The sequence below is a fragment of the Rahnella sp. R3(2024) genome, from assembly GCF_042920125.1.
Lineage (GTDB): Bacteria > Pseudomonadota > Gammaproteobacteria > Enterobacterales > Enterobacteriaceae > Rahnella > Rahnella rivi.
Map to the genome: position 1 here is coordinate 880,705 of NZ_JBHGBU010000001.1, position 17,042 is coordinate 897,746.

16 protein-coding genes are annotated in these 17,042 nt (G+C 57.5%); 13 read left to right on the plus strand and 3 right to left on the minus strand.

Going from position 1 to position 17,042, the window contains the following annotated elements; translation table 11 throughout:
- Window positions 1-35: 35 nt before the first annotated feature.
- The 12 genes from ABSH60_RS03790 to ABSH60_RS03845 all read left to right on the plus strand — a co-directional run bounded on the left by ABSH60_RS03790 (window position 36) and on the right by ABSH60_RS03845 (window position 14,059).
- Entirely contained in the window at window positions 36-659 is a 624-nt protein-coding gene (locus ABSH60_RS03790; RefSeq protein WP_390975671.1) for a 4Fe-4S binding protein, read from the plus strand.
- Window positions 656-2,560: a proton-conducting transporter membrane subunit gene (locus ABSH60_RS03795; protein ID WP_390972770.1), complete on the plus strand. Its 1,905-nt coding sequence runs from the start codon at window positions 656-658 to the stop codon at window positions 2,558-2,560. The genes ABSH60_RS03790 and ABSH60_RS03795 overlap by 4 nt, the downstream gene beginning before the upstream one ends.
- A 10-nt stretch (window positions 2,561-2,570) precedes the next feature.
- Window positions 2,571-3,524 (plus strand): NADH-quinone oxidoreductase subunit H, encoded by a 954-nt coding sequence (locus ABSH60_RS03800; RefSeq protein ID WP_390972772.1) that lies wholly within the window; start codon window positions 2,571-2,573, stop codon window positions 3,522-3,524.
- Between the two features lie 44 nt (window positions 3,525-3,568).
- Window positions 3,569-5,293, plus strand: coding sequence for an NADH-quinone oxidoreductase subunit C (locus ABSH60_RS03805; protein ID WP_056774229.1), 1,725 nt, complete (start codon window positions 3,569-3,571; stop codon window positions 5,291-5,293).
- Window positions 5,294-5,307: 14 nt separating this feature from the next.
- On the plus strand, window positions 5,308-5,865 hold the full coding sequence (locus ABSH60_RS03810; RefSeq protein ID WP_390972774.1) for a formate hydrogenlyase complex iron-sulfur subunit: 558 nt from the start codon (window positions 5,308-5,310) through the stop codon (window positions 5,863-5,865).
- Window positions 5,862-6,659 carry an NADH-quinone oxidoreductase subunit B family protein gene (locus ABSH60_RS03815; RefSeq protein ID WP_183847861.1) on the plus strand — a complete coding sequence of 266 codons (798 nt, stop codon included), beginning with the start codon at window positions 5,862-5,864 and terminating at the stop codon, window positions 6,657-6,659. Before ABSH60_RS03810 ends, ABSH60_RS03815 begins: the two co-directional genes overlap by 4 nt.
- Complete coding sequence (locus tag ABSH60_RS03820; protein ID WP_390975673.1) at window positions 6,659-7,138, plus strand: formate hydrogenlyase maturation protein HycH; 480 nt, start codon at window positions 6,659-6,661, stop codon at window positions 7,136-7,138. Before ABSH60_RS03815 ends, ABSH60_RS03820 begins: the two co-directional genes overlap by 1 nt.
- Window positions 7,131-7,616, plus strand: a complete 486-nt coding sequence (gene hycI / locus ABSH60_RS03825) for a hydrogenase maturation peptidase HycI (RefSeq protein WP_390972776.1) — start codon at window positions 7,131-7,133, stop codon at window positions 7,614-7,616. Before ABSH60_RS03820 ends, hycI begins: the two co-directional genes overlap by 8 nt.
- Before the next feature lie 218 nt (window positions 7,617-7,834).
- Complete coding sequence (gene hydN / locus ABSH60_RS03830; RefSeq protein WP_056774212.1) at window positions 7,835-8,380, plus strand: electron transport protein HydN; 546 nt, start codon at window positions 7,835-7,837, stop codon at window positions 8,378-8,380.
- Between the two features lie 23 nt (window positions 8,381-8,403).
- Window positions 8,404-10,575 (plus strand): formate dehydrogenase subunit alpha, encoded by a 2,172-nt coding sequence (gene fdhF / locus ABSH60_RS03835; protein WP_390972778.1) that lies wholly within the window; start codon window positions 8,404-8,406, stop codon window positions 10,573-10,575.
- 146 nt (window positions 10,576-10,721) lie between these two features.
- The gene (hypF, locus tag ABSH60_RS03840; RefSeq protein ID WP_390972780.1) at window positions 10,722-13,019 is read left to right on the plus strand and encodes a carbamoyltransferase HypF; all 2,298 of its coding nucleotides are present in this window, start codon (window positions 10,722-10,724) and stop codon (window positions 13,017-13,019) included.
- A gap of 14 nt (window positions 13,020-13,033) precedes the next feature.
- Window positions 13,034-14,059 (plus strand): HoxN/HupN/NixA family nickel/cobalt transporter, encoded by a 1,026-nt coding sequence (locus ABSH60_RS03845; protein ID WP_136375434.1) that lies wholly within the window; start codon window positions 13,034-13,036, stop codon window positions 14,057-14,059.
- Between the two features lie 17 nt (window positions 14,060-14,076).
- On the opposite strand, the gene csgC is transcribed toward ABSH60_RS03845, so the two are convergent.
- The 3 genes from csgC to ABSH60_RS03860 form a co-directional block, all read right to left on the minus strand.
- Window positions 14,077-14,406: a curli assembly chaperone CsgC gene (csgC, locus tag ABSH60_RS03850; RefSeq protein WP_056774196.1), complete on the minus strand. Its 330-nt coding sequence runs from the start codon at window positions 14,404-14,406 to the stop codon at window positions 14,077-14,079.
- Between the two features lie 90 nt (window positions 14,407-14,496).
- Window positions 14,497-14,973 (minus strand): curli major subunit CsgA, encoded by a 477-nt coding sequence (csgA, locus tag ABSH60_RS03855; protein ID WP_056774191.1) that lies wholly within the window; start codon window positions 14,971-14,973, stop codon window positions 14,497-14,499.
- Window positions 14,974-15,022: 49 nt separating this feature from the next.
- Entirely contained in the window at window positions 15,023-15,511 is a 489-nt protein-coding gene (locus ABSH60_RS03860) for a curlin (protein WP_122097480.1), read from the minus strand.
- Between the two features lie 878 nt (window positions 15,512-16,389).
- Here ABSH60_RS03860 and csgD point away from each other — a divergent pair.
- Window positions 16,390-17,040 carry a biofilm master transcriptional regulator CsgD gene (csgD, locus tag ABSH60_RS03865; protein WP_390972783.1) on the plus strand — a complete coding sequence of 217 codons (651 nt, stop codon included), beginning with the start codon at window positions 16,390-16,392 and terminating at the stop codon, window positions 17,038-17,040.
- Window positions 17,041-17,042 lie beyond the last annotated feature (2 nt).

The window sequence follows — 17,042 nt, forward strand, 5'->3', positions numbered from 1 at the left end:
AATAGAAAGGAGAGGTCATGAGCGTTAAAACGGCCATGAATCAATATGTGATAGCCGACCCGAAACGTTGTATCGGCTGCAATACCTGTATGGCCAGCTGCTCGCAGGAACATCAGCGCCACGGCTTACAGTCTGCTCCCCGTTTGCAGGTGATGCGTAACCGTCTGGATTCCGCGCCGGTCATGTGTCACCAGTGTGAAGATGCCCCCTGCGCGCAGGTGTGCCCGGTGAATGCCATCACCCGCGAAAATGACGCCATTCATCTGAATGAAAGTGTGTGCGTCAGCTGCAAACTGTGCGGTATCGCCTGTCCGTTTGGCGCGATCACCTTTTCCGGCAGTACGCCCGTGGACATTCCGCGCGACTGCAACACATGGAAAGCACAGCCCGCCCCGCGCGCACCCCGTGCGGTCAGCCCGTTTCTTGACTGCGTTCCCGGCATTCGTGCCGTGGCGGTGAAATGCGATTTGTGCAGCTTCAGCCCGCAAGGCCCGGCGTGCATCACCTCCTGCCCGACGCAGGCGATCACGCTGGTGACCGCCGGTCTGTCCGCCCGCGCCAGCCAGCAAAAACGCCTGAACGCCATGACCGTTTTCCCCGCCGATCTCCCGGTCGATTTAACCACCTTCACCGCACCTGACGCGGAGACAAAATCATGACGTCTTTATTGGCTTTGACTCCGGCGTCCCTGCTGGCGCTGGCGCTGATGCTCTGGTTACTGAGCGGTGTCCTGAGTTGGCTGGTGGCCATTTTTGCACGCCTGAGCAGCCTGATTTCCGGCCTCGGTGGCATGCTGGCCTCCCTCGCCGCCATGACGGCGGCGTTGCAGATAGTGCACGGCGGCCCTGCGCAGGCGATCACGCTGCCGCTGCTGCATTTCGCGGCGGAGTTCAGCGCGCTGAACGGCCTGCTGCTGCTGGCGATGTCCGTTCCGGCGCTGTTTTGCAGCCTGTATGCCTGCGCATGGCTCAACGCGGTGAATTCACGCACGCGCGCACGCACCGGGCTGTTATGCAATCTGCTGCTGGCCGCACTGGCCGCCGCGTCAGTGTCTGCCAATGCCGTTCAGCTGATTCTGATGATGGAGCTGGCGGCGCTGTGCGCCTATTTCCTGATCGTACAGAGCGACGATGTGAAAAGCCGTCGCGCCGGTCTGAATCAGTTTCTCTCGGGCCGCCTCGGCACGCTGTGCCTGATCCTGGCCTTTGCCCTGCTGCATCACACCAGCGGCAGCGTCAATTTTGAGGTGCTGCGCCAGGCAACGTTGACGCCGGGCATTAAATCGGCGGCGTTCCTGCTGGCGCTGGCGGGTTTCGGGCTGTACGCCGGGATTATCCCGCTGCACGCCTGGGTGCCGCAGTCACATTCCAGCGCGCCCGCTCACGCCGCCGCGCTGTTCTCCGCCGCGCTGATGAAAATCGGCATTATCGGCATCGTAAAAGTCGGTCTGGATCTGCTGGGCGCACCGCCACTCTGGTGGGGCCTGATGGTGTTGCTTCTGGCGATCCTGACCGCATTTATTGGCGGGCTGTACGCGCTGATGGAACATGATCTCCGCCGTCTGCTGGCTTATCACACGCTGGAAAACGTCGGGATTATCCTGCTCGGCGTGGGGGGCGCGATGGTGGGCGTGGCGCTGGATCTGCCGGTGCTGGCGTCGCTTGCGCTGCTGGCCGGGCTGTTCCATCTGTTCAATCACGGCCTGTTCAAAACCGCGCTGTTCCTCGGTGCCGGTGAAATCGAAATGCAGACCGGCATCAGGGATATGGAAAAACTCGGCGGTATTGCGCGGCTGATGCCGTGGACCGCCGTGGCCGTGCTGATTGCCCTGATGTCGATGGCGGCACTGCCGCCGCTCAACGGCTTTGCCAGCGAATGGCTGCTGTATCAGTCGCTGTTCCAGCTGAGCGCCAGCAAGGTGTTTATCGCGCGTCTGCTCGGGCCGCTGCTGGCGGTCGGTCTGGCGCTGACCGGGGCACTGGCGCTGATGTGTATTGCCAAAGTTTTCGGCGTCACCTTCCTTGGCGCACCGCGCAGTCAGGCGGCGGCGGATGCCACACCCGCCCCGCTGGCGATGACGCTCGGCAGTCTCTTACCGGCGCTGCTGTGCATTCTGTCTGGCGTCGCCTCCCCGTGGATCATTCCGCACTTTTCCGGCGTGGCCGCTTCCGTGCTGAATACGCCGCTCATGCCGTTTGCCCGAAACGGTGCGGCGGTGTCCGGCACCTCCGCCGTCTGTGCCCCGATGATTGCCCTGCTGCTTCTGGCGATGCCGTTACTGCCGTGGCTGATTGCCAGCCTGTTACGCGGAGCGCGTCTGCCGAACCGTGTGCGCGGCGACGCCTGGGCGTGCGGTTACGGGCATTCCGCTGAGATGGTGGTCACCGCCACCGGTTTTGCCCAGCCGCTGCGCGTGATGTTTGCGCCGTTGTATCGCCTGCGCCTGCGCGCCACGCCTGCCGCGCTGGTGGCTGCCCTGCACCGGGGCTGGCTCGGGGCGTTCTGCCGTCGCCTGGCTTTCATCGAACTGGCCGTGTTGCTGGTTGTGGCTTTTGCCTGAGGAACTGAAGATGAATTTTCCCGTTTTGTTAAACACCGCCCTGTGGCCGCTGGCGCTGATCCAGGCGGTGGCCCTGCTGGCTGTCGCGCCGCTGTTTGCCGGTTTCAGCCGCGTGATGCGCGCCCGGATGCACAACCGGCAAGGGCCGGGCGTGTTACAGGAATATCGCGATATCGCCAAATTACTGACACGCCAGAGCGTGGCACCGGCGGCATCGGGCGCGGCGTTTCGCAGTATGCCGTATCTGCTGACCGGCGGATTGCTGGTCATCGCCACCGCCCTGCCAGCGGTGACGCTGGCATCACCGCTGGGAGCGGCGGGCGATCTGATCACCGTCATTTATCTTTTCGCCATCGTGCGCTTCGTGTTCGCCATCGCCGGGCTGGATACCGGCAGCCCGTTCACCGGCATGGGTGCCAGCCGCGAGGCGGTACTCGGCGTGCTGGTCGAGCCGATTCTGCTGCTCGGCCTGTGGGTCGCGGCGCTGGTGGCCGGTTCCACGTCACTCGGCGCGATTGCTGCCCGCGTGCTGCACTGGCCGGTGTCGTCTTCGTTAACGCTGATTCTGGCCGCGCTGGCCTGCGCTTTTGCCACCTATATCGAAATGGGCAAGCTGCCGTTTGATATGGCCGAAGCCGAGCAGGAATTGCAGGAAGGCCCGCTCACCGAATACTCCGGCGCGGCGCTCGGCGTACTGAAACTGGGGATCAGTCTGAAGCAGCTGGTGGTGTTGCAACTGTTTCTCGGTCTGTTTTTCCCGTTCGGTCTGGCAGAACACCTCACGCCAGTGACGTTGCTGATGGCGGTGATCGTCTGCCTGCTGAAACTGCTGGTTGCCGTTTTTCTGGTGGCACTGATTGAAAACAGCGTCGCCCGTCTGCGCTTTCTTAAAACCTCCCGCACCACCTGGGCGGGCTTCGGGCTGGCGTTTCTGGCGCTGGTGTCCTGGCTGGTCGCAGGCTGACCTGACATTTTTCGTGTCCCGCTGCGGCGGGAAGAGGCTTTGTAATGAGTGATTTCAATACCGCGTTAAACCAAAATCCGGTGGGTAAGCATTATCTGGCGGCGCTGGCGAAGCAGTTTCCTTCGGCAATTTTAGGCAGCGAATGGCAGACCGATACGCAGGCCACCGTGACCATCAAACTCAATGCCCTGCCGGAAGTGGTCGAGTGGTTGTATTACCAGCAGGGCGGATGGCTTTCGGTTTTATTCGGCAATGACGAGCGCACGCTGTGCGGCAACTATGCGCTGTACTACGTGCTGTCGATGGAACAGGGCGTGAAATGCTGGATCACCGTGCGCGCCGAAGTGGATCCCGTCTCGCTGGAATTTCCTTCCGTAACGCCCCGCGTACCGGCAGCCGTCTGGGGCGAGCGCGAAGTGCGCGACATGTACGGCCTGCGTCCGGTGGGTTTGCCGGATGAGCGCCGCCTGGTGCTGCCCGATGACTGGCCTGACGATTTATATCCGCTGCGCAAAGACGCCATGGATTACCGCCAGCGGCCTGCGCCGACCACAGATGAAGAAACCTATCCGTTTATTTCTGAGGCCAAAGAAGGCAGCAAAATTGTGCCGATCGGCCCGCTGCACGTCACCTCTGACGAACCCGGACATTTTCGTCTGTTCGTCGATGGCGAAGACATTATCGATGCCGATTACCGCCTGTTTTACGTGCATCGCGGCATGGAAAAACTGGCCGAAACCCGCATGGGTTACAACGAAGTGACGTTCCTGTCAGACCGCGTTTGCGGCATTTGCGGCTTTACGCACAGCGTCGCCTACACCTCGTCGGTGGAAAATGCGATGGGGATCGTCGTGCCGGAACGGGCGCAGATGATCCGCTCGATTCTGCTGGAAGTGGAACGCCTGCACAGCCATCTGCTGAACCTCGGTCTGGCCTGTCATTTCGTCGGTTTTGACTCCGGCTTTATGCAGTTCTTCCGCGTGCGCGAGCAGTCCATGAAGATGGCGGAAATCCTCACCGGCGCACGGAAAACCTACGGCATGAACCTGATTGGCGGCATGCGTCGCGACATTTTAAAAGACGACATGATCGCTACCATTGCGCTGGCGGGCAGCATGCGCCGTGATCTCAACGAGCTGGTGGATATTCTGCTCAGCACGCCGAATACCGAACAGCGCAGCGTCGGCGTCGGCATTCTGGATCCGCAGGTGGCGCGTGATTTCAGCAACGTCGGCCCGATGGTGCGCGGCAGCGGCCATCGCCGCGATATGCGTCAGGATCACCCCTACGCCGGTTACGCCAAACTGCCGTTTGAGCTGTGCAGCGAAACCGGTAACGACGTCTATTCCCGCCTGAAAGTGCGCATCCACGAAGTTTTCAATTCCCTGAATATGATCGAGTTTGGCCTGCAAAGCCTGCCGGGCGGCCCGCTGGCCGTGGAAGGTTTTACCTATATTCCGCACCGCTTTGCGCTGGGTTTTGCCGAAGCACCGCGCGGCGACGACATTCACTGGAGCATGACCGGCGATAACCAGAAGCTGTTCCGCTGGCGCTGCCGGGCGGCCACTTACGCCAACTGGCCGACGCTGCGCTACATGCTGCGCGGCAATACGGTGTCCGATGCGCCGCTGATCATCGGCAGTCTCGATCCCTGCTATTCCTGCACTGACCGCATGACGGTGGTCGATGTGCGTAAGAAAACGACCATTGTCGTGCCTTACAAAGAGATCGAACGTTACGGCATCGAACGCAAAAATTCGCCGCTTTAAGGAGCCGCTCACTCATGCTGAAACTGATAAAAAAAGTGCTGAAAACCGGCACGGCGACGGTGGCCTATCCGTTTAAACCGCTGGATCTGGCACCGAACTTTCGGGGTAAACCGCAGTACACCGCGCAGCAGTGCATCGCCTGCGGCGCCTGCGCCAACGCCTGTCCGTCCAACGCGCTGACCATGACCACGGCAGAAGACGGCGAAACGATCCGCTGGCAGTTGTTTTTAGGGCGCTGCATTTTCTGCGCCCGCTGCGAGGAGGTCTGCCCGGCGGCGGCCATTACGCTCTCACAGGAATTTGAACTGGCGGTGTGGCGCAAAGAAGATCTGTTCGAAACGGCAGATTTCCCCGTCTGCCACTGCCGTGAATGTGGCAAAGCCTATGCCGTGCAAAAGGAAATCGACTTTGCACTCAGCCTGTTACAGGAAAACGGCGCGCTGAGCGAGCGGCAAATCGCCGACCGGCGCATCCAGTATGAAACCTGTCCGGAGTGCAAAAAAATGCACTGTCTTTCTTCCACCGACCGCATTGATATCGGCCGACATATGACCACGGAGGCGCAGTCATGAGCCAGACGCTGATCGGCCCGCGTGACGAACATGGCCTGCCGGTGCCCGTCACCCTTGATGAAAGCATCGCCAAACTGAAATCCACCCTGCTCACCAGTATCCGCCGCTCTGCCTACGTCTACCGCGTGGACTGCGGCGGCTGCAACGGCTGTGAAATCGAGATTTTCGCCGCGATCTCCCCGCTGTTTGATGCCGAACGTTTTGGGATCAAAGTGGTGCCCTCACCGCGTCATGCCGACATTTTACTGTTTACCGGTGCCGTCACCCGCGCCATGCGCGTGCCTGCGCTGCGTGCCTGGGATTCTGCCCCTGATCCTAAAATCAGTATTTCCTACGGGGCCTGCGGCAACAGCGGCGGCATTTTCCACGACCTTTATTGTGTCTGGGGCGGCACTGACAAGATCGTGCCGGTGGATGTGTACATTCCCGGCTGCCCGCCCACGCCTGCCGCCACCATTTATGGTTTTGCGATGGCGCTTGGCCTGCTGGATCAAAAAATCAAAGGCCAGCAACACGACGAGGCTGCCCGCGAACCGGCGGCATTATTGCATCCCGACCTGCCGCAACCGCTGCGCGTATTGCTCGATCGCGAAGCCCGCCGCATGGCCGGTTACCGCTATGGCCGCCAGATTGCCGATCGCTTTATGGAGCTGGTCGCCGCGCCCGGCCTGCAACCGGCAGAACAGCGCATCTCGGCCTACCTGGATGAACAAGGGGATATGCGGCTCAACGAAATCGTCGGCAACCTGCAACAGATTTACCAGCAGGTGCTGCGCGGGGAGGTACGCCTGTGATGACCTCCGCCAACGATAACCGTTATGCCCGGCATCAGACCCCGGCGGGCATCACGCCCGAAAAGAACAAAGTGATTTTCTATTCGCTGAGCAGCAAGTTCGTCGATGAGAAGCGCGCGCAGAAACGCAGCTCGCAAAAAGTGCAGGAAGTCATTTATTACAGTCTGGCGATCGGCCATCACCTTGGGGTCATCGACTGCCTGAAATCCCGCCTCGAATGCCCGCTTGATGATTATCGCCGGTGGATAGACCTTCTGCCGGAGAACGGCGAGGCGCACCGGAAACTGGCCGGAGTACAACGCTTCGGCGAGATCAATATCGACAGCACACACACGCACTGCCTGGCGCTGGCGCTGCGCGCGGCCCGCCAGCAGATGACCCCGCAGCAACAGGGCTGGAGCGATGCGCTGATCGCCCTGCTCCAGCAAATCGAAAACGACCCCGCCATGTACCTGATGGTCAGGAGATACGATGCCTGATTTACCTTCCCGCTACGCGCTGCTGTGCGTCGGCAACAGCATGATGGGTGACGATGGCGCAGGCCCGCGGCTGGCCGAACTGTGCGCAGAACGGCCACTGCCCGGCTGGACCGTCGTGGACGGCGGTGCCGCGCCGGAAAACGATATCGGTTTTTTACGCGAACTGCGCCCGCAGCATCTGGTGATTGTCGATGCCACCGACATGGGGCTGGCGCCCGGCGAAATGCGCATCATCAATGAAGAGGACATCGGTGAGATGTTCGTGATGACCACCCACAACCTGCCGCTGACGTTTCTGATTCAGCAACTGCGTGACGATATCCCGGACATCACGTTTGTTGGCATCCAGCCGGATGTGGTGGCGTTTTACTACCCGATGAGCGCGGTGGTGGAACAGGCGGTCAGGCATCTGCATCAGCGGCTGCCGGCACTGGAAACCGGCTTAGGTATCGCGCTTTATGCTGCCGGGGACGCCTGACATCGGCTATCGACACATCTGTCGAGGCGGTGACGAAGCGGGCATGACGTCAGCGCCCTGTTTCGTCACTGTCAACATTCACTTCGCTAACGCGTTGAATCAAAAGCGTAAAAATTAACCCTCTGAACTGGCACGGTTTATGTATAGCCAGAGCAGCAATGTCGTCAGGCCGGTGTCATCCGGCTTCATAAGAAAATCCGGAATCAGGAGAGTTGAAGATGAACCGGTTTATTATCGCCGACCCTAAAAAATGTATCGGCTGCCGTACCTGTGAAATTGCCTGCGTCATGGCTCACAGTGAATCGCAGGATATCTCGCTGCTTAACGCCGCCACCTTTGCGCCGCGTTTGCACGTGATCAAGGGCGTTAATCTGAGCACCGCCGTCATGTGCCGCCAGTGTGAAGACGCGCCCTGCGCCAATGTATGCCCGAACGGCGCTATCAGCCGCGTCGGCGACCGCGTTCAGGTGATGCAGGAGCGCTGCATCGGTTGTAAAACCTGTGTCGTTGCCTGTCCGTACGGCGCGATGGAAGTGGTCACCAAACCGATTTTCCGCCAGAACGGCGCGGCCATGACCGCCACCTCTGACAAAGCCGAAGCGCATAAATGCGATTTGTGCCACGCCCGTGCCGGTGGCCCGGCCTGTATGGAAATTTGCCCGACGAAGGCGCTGTACGCCATCGACCGCAATCACTTACAGGAAATGAACGCAGAAAAACGCCGCCGCGCTGCGCTCGATAGCACCTCCCCCCTGCTGTTTTAACCTCGGATAGAGGAAGGAAGATCATGAATAAAGTCACCACTGTCTGCCCATACTGTGGGGCGGGATGCAAAATGAATCTGGTTGTGGATAACGGTAAAATTATCCGCGCAGAAGCAGCCAATGGCGTGACCAATCAGGGCGAACTGTGCCTGAAAGGCTATTACGGCTGGGATTTTCTCAATGACACTAAACTGCTGACACCGCGCCTGACACAGCCGCTGATCCGCCGCCAGAAGGGCGGAAAATTCGAAGCGGTCAGCTGGGATGAAGCCATCCGTTACACCGCGCAGCGTCTGAAAGAGATCAAACAAAAACATGGCCCGCGTTCGATCATGCACACCGGTTCTTCCCGCGGAACCGGCAATGAAACCAACTATGTGATGCAGAAATTCGCCCGTGCGGTGATCGGCACGAACAACGTCGACTGCTGCGCCCGCGTGTGTCACGGCCCGTCGGTTGCCGGTTTACAGGCCACCCTCGGCAACGGCGCGATGAGCAATTCCATCGGCGATATTGAGAATTCCAAATGCCTGCTGGTGATCGGCTATAACTGTGCCGATTCACACCCGATCGTTGCCCGCAGGGTGATCAAAGCCAAAGAGAAAGGCGCGCAGATCATTGTGTGCGATCCGCGTCGTATCGAAACCGCGCGCATCGCCGATCAGCATCTGCAAATCAAAAACGGCTGCAACATGGCGCTGGTGAATGCGTTTGCCCATGTGCTGATCGAAGAAAATTTGTATGACCACGACTACGTCGCCAAATACACCGAAGGCTTCGAGGAGTACCGCAAAAACGTCGCGGATTATTCGCCGGAAAAAGTCGCCGAACAGACCGGCGTCAGTGCACAGCAAATCCGTCAGGCAATGCGCACGTACGCCGCCGCGCCGTCTGCCACCATCATGTGGGGCATGGGCGTCACGCAGTTTGGTCAGGCAGTGGATGTGGTGAAAGGGTTGGCCGGGCTGGCATTGCTGACCGGGAACCTTGGCCGGGCAAACGTCGGCGTCGGGCCGGTGCGCGGTCAGAATAATGTGCAGGGGGCCTGCGATATGGGCGTGCTGCCAAACGAATTCCCCGGCTATCAGTCAGTGACTGATGCCAAAGTCCGCGCAAAATTCGCCGATGCCTGGGGTATCGACGTGAATCAGATGGATGCACAAATCGGCCACCGCATCACCGAGATCCCCCATCTGGCGCTGGAAGGACAGGTAAAAGCCTATTACATCATGGGTGAAGATCCGTTGCAGACCGAAGCCGATTTAAGCCTGGTGCGTAAGGGCTTCGAAGCGCTGGAGTTTGTGGTCGTGCAGGACATCTTCATGACCAAAACCGCCGAGCAGGCCGATGTGATCCTGCCGGCCACCTCCTGGGGTGAGCACGGCGGCGTATTCTCCTGCGCCGACCGCGGTTTCCAGCGTTTCGAGAAAGCCATCGAACCGAAATACAACGTCAAGCGTGACTGGGAAATCATCAGCCTGCTGGCAACGGAACTGGGCTATCCGATGCATTACAACGATAACCAGGAAATCTGGGACGAAATGCGCGAGCTGTGCCCGCTGTTTTACGGCGCAACCTACGAAAAAATGGGCACGCTCGGGCATATCCAGTGGCCGTGCACCACGCTGGAAAGTCCGGGGACTCAGTACCTTTATCAGGACAATCATTTCGACACGCCAACCGGCAAAGGCCAGCTTTTCGCTGCACCGTGGCGCGCCCCGGCTGAAGTGCCGGACGGCGAGTATCCGCTGGTGTTGTGTACCGTGCGCGAAGTCGGCCACTACTCCTGCCGTTCGATGACCGGTAACTGCGCCGCCCTGCAAACGCTGGCCGACGAGCCGGGCTTTGTGCAGATGCATCCGCAGGATGCGCAGGCGCTGGGGATCCGCGATCAGCAACTGGTCTGGGTCGCCTCCCGCCGTGGCAAAGTCATTTCCCGCGCCAACTTTAACGAGCGTATCAATATTGGCGCGGTGTACATGACCTATCAGTGGTGGATCGGTGCCTGTAATGAGCTGACGCAGGAAAATCTGGATCCGATCTCAAAAACGCCGGAAACCAAATACTGTGCGGTCAACGTGGAAAACATCGCCGATCAGCGCTGGGCGGAAGACTATGCACAGCAAAGCTACAGCGACATGAAAGCACGTCTGCGCCGTGCCGTTGAAGATGTGATCCCGGTGGTTGAAGTTTAGGTTAATGGAGATCCGCACCTCAAAGTGTGAGGTGTCGTTTTGCTCTCTCCCCTGCAAAGGGGAGGGGTCGGGAGGGGGTATGAATGACAACGCGGGTTCCGCCGTGGCCATGAATCCCTCCTCCCCGCCATTTAAAAAGGGTTTTTATGTCTGGCTTACTCATTCGCATCAGTGGCAAAGTCCAGGGCGTCGGTTTCCGGCCTTTTATCTGGCAACTGGCTGACCGTTTACAACTTCGCGGTGAAGTCTGTAACGACAGCGCGGGAGTGGAAATCAGACTGCTGAAACCGGTCAATATCGACATTTTTGTCGAACAGTTACAACGCCACTGCCCGCCGCTGGCGCGCATTGACAGCATTACGCTGGGTCCTTTCGACTGGCAGGATCCGCCACACAGTTTCACGATCACCGGCAGTCGCAAAAGTCAGATGGACACTCAGGTGGTGCCGGATGCCGCGACCTGCCCGGCCTGTCTGAAGGATATTCAGCAGCCCGGCGATCGTCGCTTCGGCTATGCCTTCACCAACTGCACCCACTGCGGCCCGCGCTTTACGTTGATCCGTTCAATGCCCTACGACCGCCCTTCCACCAGCATGGCGGAATTTACGCTGTGCCCTGCGTGTTTACAGGAATATCACAACCCCGCCGACCGGCGATTTCATGCGCAACCGGTCGCCTGCCCTCACTGCGGGCCGGGGCTCAGCGCCACCGGACAAAATGGTGAGGTGCTGGCACAGGATCAGGCGGCCATCGCGCAAGCCGTGATTGCGCTGCGGGCCGGTAACATTGTCGCCATCAAAGGGCTGGGCGGTTTTCATCTGGCCTGTGACGCCACGCAGCAGGCCGCCGTGATGCGGCTGCGGGCACGAAAACATCGTCCGACAAAACCGCTGGCCGTCATGCTGCCGGACATCCGCTGGCTGGCGCGCTGCACGGATGACCCGGCGTCGCCCGCGCTGCGGGAAGTGTTGCAGTCCCCCGCCGCGCCCATCGTGCTGACGCAGAAAAAAAACCGTTCTGTGCTGTGTGAGGCCATCGCCCCCGATTTAGATGAGGTCGGTCTGATGCTGCCGTTTACGCCGCTGCATCATTTACTGATGCAGGCATACCCGACACCGCTGGTCATGACCTCGGGAAATGCGGCGGGTTGCGCACCGGCGTTATCCAACACCGACGCGCTGCGCCAGCTCGACGGCATTGCCGATTTGTGGCTGCTGCACAACCGTGAAATCGTCCAGCGTGCCGATGATTCACTGGTACGCCTGACCCCGCAGGGCACTGAAATACTGCGTCGTGCCAGGGGTTATGTACCGGACGCCCTGCCATTGCCGCCGGGTTTTCTGGTGCAACCGACGTTGCTTGCGCTCGGGGGCGATCTGAAAAATACGTTTTGTCTGGTCCGCGGCGGGCAGGCGATACTCAGCGCGCACTTTGGTTCGCTGGCGCACCGCGATATTGCCCTGCAACAGCAGCAGGCGATTGAACATTTCCAGCATCTTTATGCCTGTACGCCCGTGACCCTCGCCCGCGATGCGCATCCCGCTTATGTCAGCCATGTTCAGGCGGACAAGCCCGGCACGCGGGTGGTGGATGTATTGCATCATCATGCCCACATCGCCGCCTGTCTGGCGGAACACCGCTGGCCGCTGGAAGGCGGAAACGTCATCGGGCTGGTGCTGGATGGTCTGGGATACGGTCAGAAAGGCCAGCTGTGGGGCGGCGAATGCCTGCTGGTGAACTATCGCCGGTGCGAACACCTGGGCGGATTACCGCCGGTGGCTCTGCCGGGCGGCGACCGCGCCGCACGTGAACCCTGGCGAAATCTTCTGGCGCAGTGGATGGCGTTTGTGCCGGGCTGGCAGCACCTTCCTGAAGCGCAAACGTTGCTTACTCAGCCATGGCAGCCGCTGTCAAAAGCGATTGTGGCGGGCATCAATTCCCCGCTGGCCTCCTCCTGCGGGCGTTTATTCGATGCCGTGGCAGCCGCGACCGGCTGCGCGCCGGAAAGTCTGAGCTGGGAAGGTGAGGCCGCCTGCCGTCTGGAAGCGCTGGCACATCAGGCGTACGGCGTAAAACACCCTGTCACCCTGCCGCTCATTCACGCCGCTGACGGCACCTTTCTGGATTTGGCCGTTTTCTGGCAGCAATGGCTCGGCTGGCAGGCGACACCTGCCGAACGCGCGTTCGCTTTTCATGACGCACTGGCACAAGGTTTTGCTGCCCTTGCCCGCTATTACTGCGCGAAAAACGGCACCCGCACTGTCGCGCTGAGCGGCGGCGTGCTGCATAACCGGCTGCTGCGCCAGCTTTTACATCAGGCTTTATCGCCACTGCACGTTCTGTTGCCGCGGGAGTATCCGGCTGGTGACGGCGGGCTGGCTCTGGGTCAGGCGGTTGTCGCCTGCGCCCGTCTTCAGTCTGTTTCTGGTTTCAATCTGAATTAACAATAAGGATCCCCATGATTAACCGCGATTTTTTCCATACGCATCGCCGCGCCTTCTGGCTTTTTATCGGCCTGATTGCCGTCAATCTTCTGGCGTGGGGCTGGGCGCTGGCGGCGTTTCGTCACAATGCCGCGCTGATTGCAGCAGCGCTGCTGGCGTACGGTTACGGGTTGCGCCATGCGGTGGATGCTGACCATATCGCGGCCATCGATAACGTCACCCGCAAACTGATGCAGCAGGGTCAGCGGCCGGTGGCCGTCGGGGCTTTTTTCTCGCTGGGGCATTCGAGCATTGTGGTGCTGGCCTGCGTGGCGATTGCGGCCACCTCGCTGGTCTTTGGCAATAAAATCGGCTGGCTGCACGATTACGGCAGCACCCTCGGCACGCTGGTTTCTGCCCTGTTTTTACTGATGATGGCGCTGCTGAATGCGCTGATCCTGCGCGATGTTTACCGCCGTTTTCAGAAAGTAAAACGCGGTCAGACCTTCACCGGTAAAGAGGAACTGCATCAGGTTCAGGGCGGCGTGATGAGCCGGTTGTTCAGCTTCGCTTTCAATATGGTGAATAAAAGCTGGCAGATGTATCTGGTGGGATTTCTGTTCGGGCTGGGTTTCGACACCGCCACGGAGATCGGCCTGCTGGGCATCTCGGCGGCGGGTGCCTCTTCCGGGATGTCGGTGTGGAGCATTATGGTGTTTCCGGCGCTGTTCGCCAGCGGCATGGCGCTGATTGATTCACTGGATAATTTTGTGATGGTTGGCGCGTATGGCTGGGCGTTCGATAAGCCGGTTCGCAAGCTCTATTACAACATGACCATTACCGCCACGAGCGTCTTCATTGCGCTGTTTATCGGCGGGCTGGAAGCGCTGGGGCTGATGGCCGACAAGCTGAATCTGCACGGCGGATTGTGGCGGGTAGTGGAACATCTCAACGACAACATGGGCAGCGTCGGTTACGCCGCGGTAGCAATTTTCATCCTGTTCTGGGGCATTTCGGCGCTGAATTATCGCCGTAAAGGCTATGACTCCCTGACGGTCTGAAACCCCGGTTCCTGCGGTTACGCATCACCCGGCAAGGTTATCTGCTTTTCCAGACGCAGCGTACCGCCGTCTGTCACCGTGATCATGATTTGCGTTTTACTGCCCGGCTGCACGGCAAAGCGCATCTGCCCGAGCGGCTGCGGCTGATTGGCAGAAAGATTGACGTTGCTGCTCTGACGGCTGGTGCTGTTGCCCGCGCTGCCTTGTTGCGAAACGGACACCGCCACCTGGCAGGCGCAGGCTTTGGTGAGGCTGACCATCGGGGTGATGACGTAATTCTGCGCCTCATTATGCGTATCAAACCAAAGCTGATTGGACATGACGGCGGCGATCAGGAGTAAATGCATAGCCTTTATTCTCCGGGTTCAGTCGAAAAAAAACAGGGCTAGTGCCCTGTTCTGCTTTGCTCCTCCCCTTCGCAGGGGAGGAATGGTTAATCAGTTTTGACTGGCGTAGGCCAGGTTAGCTGTACCAAGCTGGGTGATGCTGGTCAGAGAACCGTTTGCGCCCTGTGAAGCCTGCGCGTAGTTGCCTGAACCGTTTTGAGAAACAAGCACTTTACTGCCGTTAGCGGATTGCGACACGTTAGCCGTGTTGTATTCGCCTTTCTGCGCCACACTGATCAGGCTGCCGTCGCCAGTCTGATTCGTGCCAGAGGTGTTTCTGAACCCGTCCTGATTTACCGCAGTCAGCGATTTCTGCGCACCGGTTTGAGTGGCATTCGCCAGGTTAGCAGTACCCTGCTGGTAAATCTGAATTTCAGAATTCCACTGGGTTGCCGTGAATGTCGGCACTGTTGATGGAGGTGTAGAAGGACCACCACCACCGCCGCCGCCACCATGATTTTGACCCGTTGCAAATGCACTGCCACTAACGACTAAAGCGGAGACTGCCACAATTTTCCAAAGTTTCATGATGCTACCCCATTGGTTTAATATCGGATGTCATAAGAACGTATGTTTTTTAATGCTGTGTCACTCTAATCGCCATTCCTGACGAGTTTTGCACGACGCCGCTACTCTGGTTCGTTCCATTCTGGCGTATCTCAGTCACACTCCGGCCTTTTTGCAGAATGTAAGCTGTGTTACCAAAATTCTGTTGCGTAATGGATGAATTCCCGCCACCGGTTTGCGATATATAGGCAAAGTTATCGCTGCCGCTTTGAGAAATATCCGCATTATTTCCATTACCTCTTTGTTTTATCAGCGCAGTATTTTCTGAGCCAGACTGCCGGATAACGCTCGTGCTGCCGTTACCTGTTTGATTGCTGTAGGCCATATTGCTACTGCCATTCTGATAAATCGCCGATGTATTCCCTGATGAATTTCCCGCACCTGCATAATAGATTTCAGCGCTGCCGGCACTTATCTCCGGAAAAGCCATATCATATTGTTGTGCGTTAACGACCCAGGATGCTGAAAGTAATGCCAGGGTCAGTAAAGTCTTTTTCATTTCGTCACCCTGTATTAAATCCGGAGAACAATTTCTTGCTGACCGGCTTTATTGCTGTTGACGAATTGATTATGGAGTTTAAGAAAAATAAGGAACTCACCCGCACGTCGTATTTTAATTTCCGGCTTCATCAAAAAGTATGAGTTGCCCCTTCTCATGCGGATTGACCAGTACATTCTGGTTAAAGGTCAATACGGCTAATCTGGTGCATGGCATTAATCCTAAAGTAACGGGAAAGAGTCATTTCATTAATCACACAAATGCAACTATTCTTAATGACTCGGGAACGTTCCCTTCGACAATAAAGCGATCTGCCGCACATTTCCGTTGCTTATAATTAGGCGAAAAACGCCGCCACACCGCCATTCCTGCCACTTCCTATACCTTTCCATAGGGTTCTGACCCCTGCCACCTAAGTTAAATCGATTATTAGAGCGGGTGGTATTTGAGTTATTAAAGCAGAATGATGAAGTGTATTGCAGAATTCGGAGAATATTTTCGGAGAGGGAATGATTAAAATCGCTGGGTTAACAACGGCAAACGTTAAGATTATGTAAACCCCGTTACTTTAATTTTATTGAACAGGATTTACATTGCGCATGGCAATACATTAGGAAAACTTTATACATTTTACGTTACATTTTGAAACACAAATAGGCCTTGCGTAAGAGAGGCCAAACGCTAAATTGAGTCAGTACCGCACATGAAACGACCTGAAAATATTATGTGCACCAGGTTGTGTTTATTTTCTCTTTTTAGATATACACAGCAAACATACAGCTATAGATTTAGCAAAATAAGTTAACGGCCTCATTATTGCCTTTCTTTAATCCGGCAACAGAAGGCCGTGGCTATAATAATCAAGGCAGGGTTTGATTATGCTTAATGAAGCGGCGATCAATAATAATATTCTTTTATTAGTGACGAAACCGTCATTACAGGCCAGTGCTTTATTGCAGCAATTAAAACAGCAACTTTGTGTCAGTACCCGACTCCATAACATTCATAAGTCCTTAGAGGATCAATATCTTCATCAGACATTAATTCTCTTCGACATGATGGAGGCAGATCGCCGCACCATTGAGCAGTGGCAATCCGCATTACACCATTATCACGACAGCGTGAAACTGTTGTTACTCAATACGCCTGACGAATACCATTTTCGTGAAATAGAAACCTGGCCGCGGATAAGCGCCGTGTTTTATCTCTCAGCCGATGAAAGCAATCTGGTGGAAGGGATCAAAAGCGTGATCCGTGGCGAATGCTATTTCTCGCAGGGCTTTGCCAGCTACCTGATCAATCAGTCGGGATCCTTTCGCCATCTTCACTCACAAGACACCGGACTGACCCATCGCGAGAAAGAGATCCTCAATAAATTACGTGTGGGGGCGTCGAACACGGAAATTGCGCGGCTGTTGTTTATCAGCGAAAACACCGTCAAGACGCATCTTTATAATTTATTTAGAAAAATCTCGGTAAAAAACCGTACTCAGGCGGCGTCCTGGGCCAACGATAATCTCAAGCGCTGACA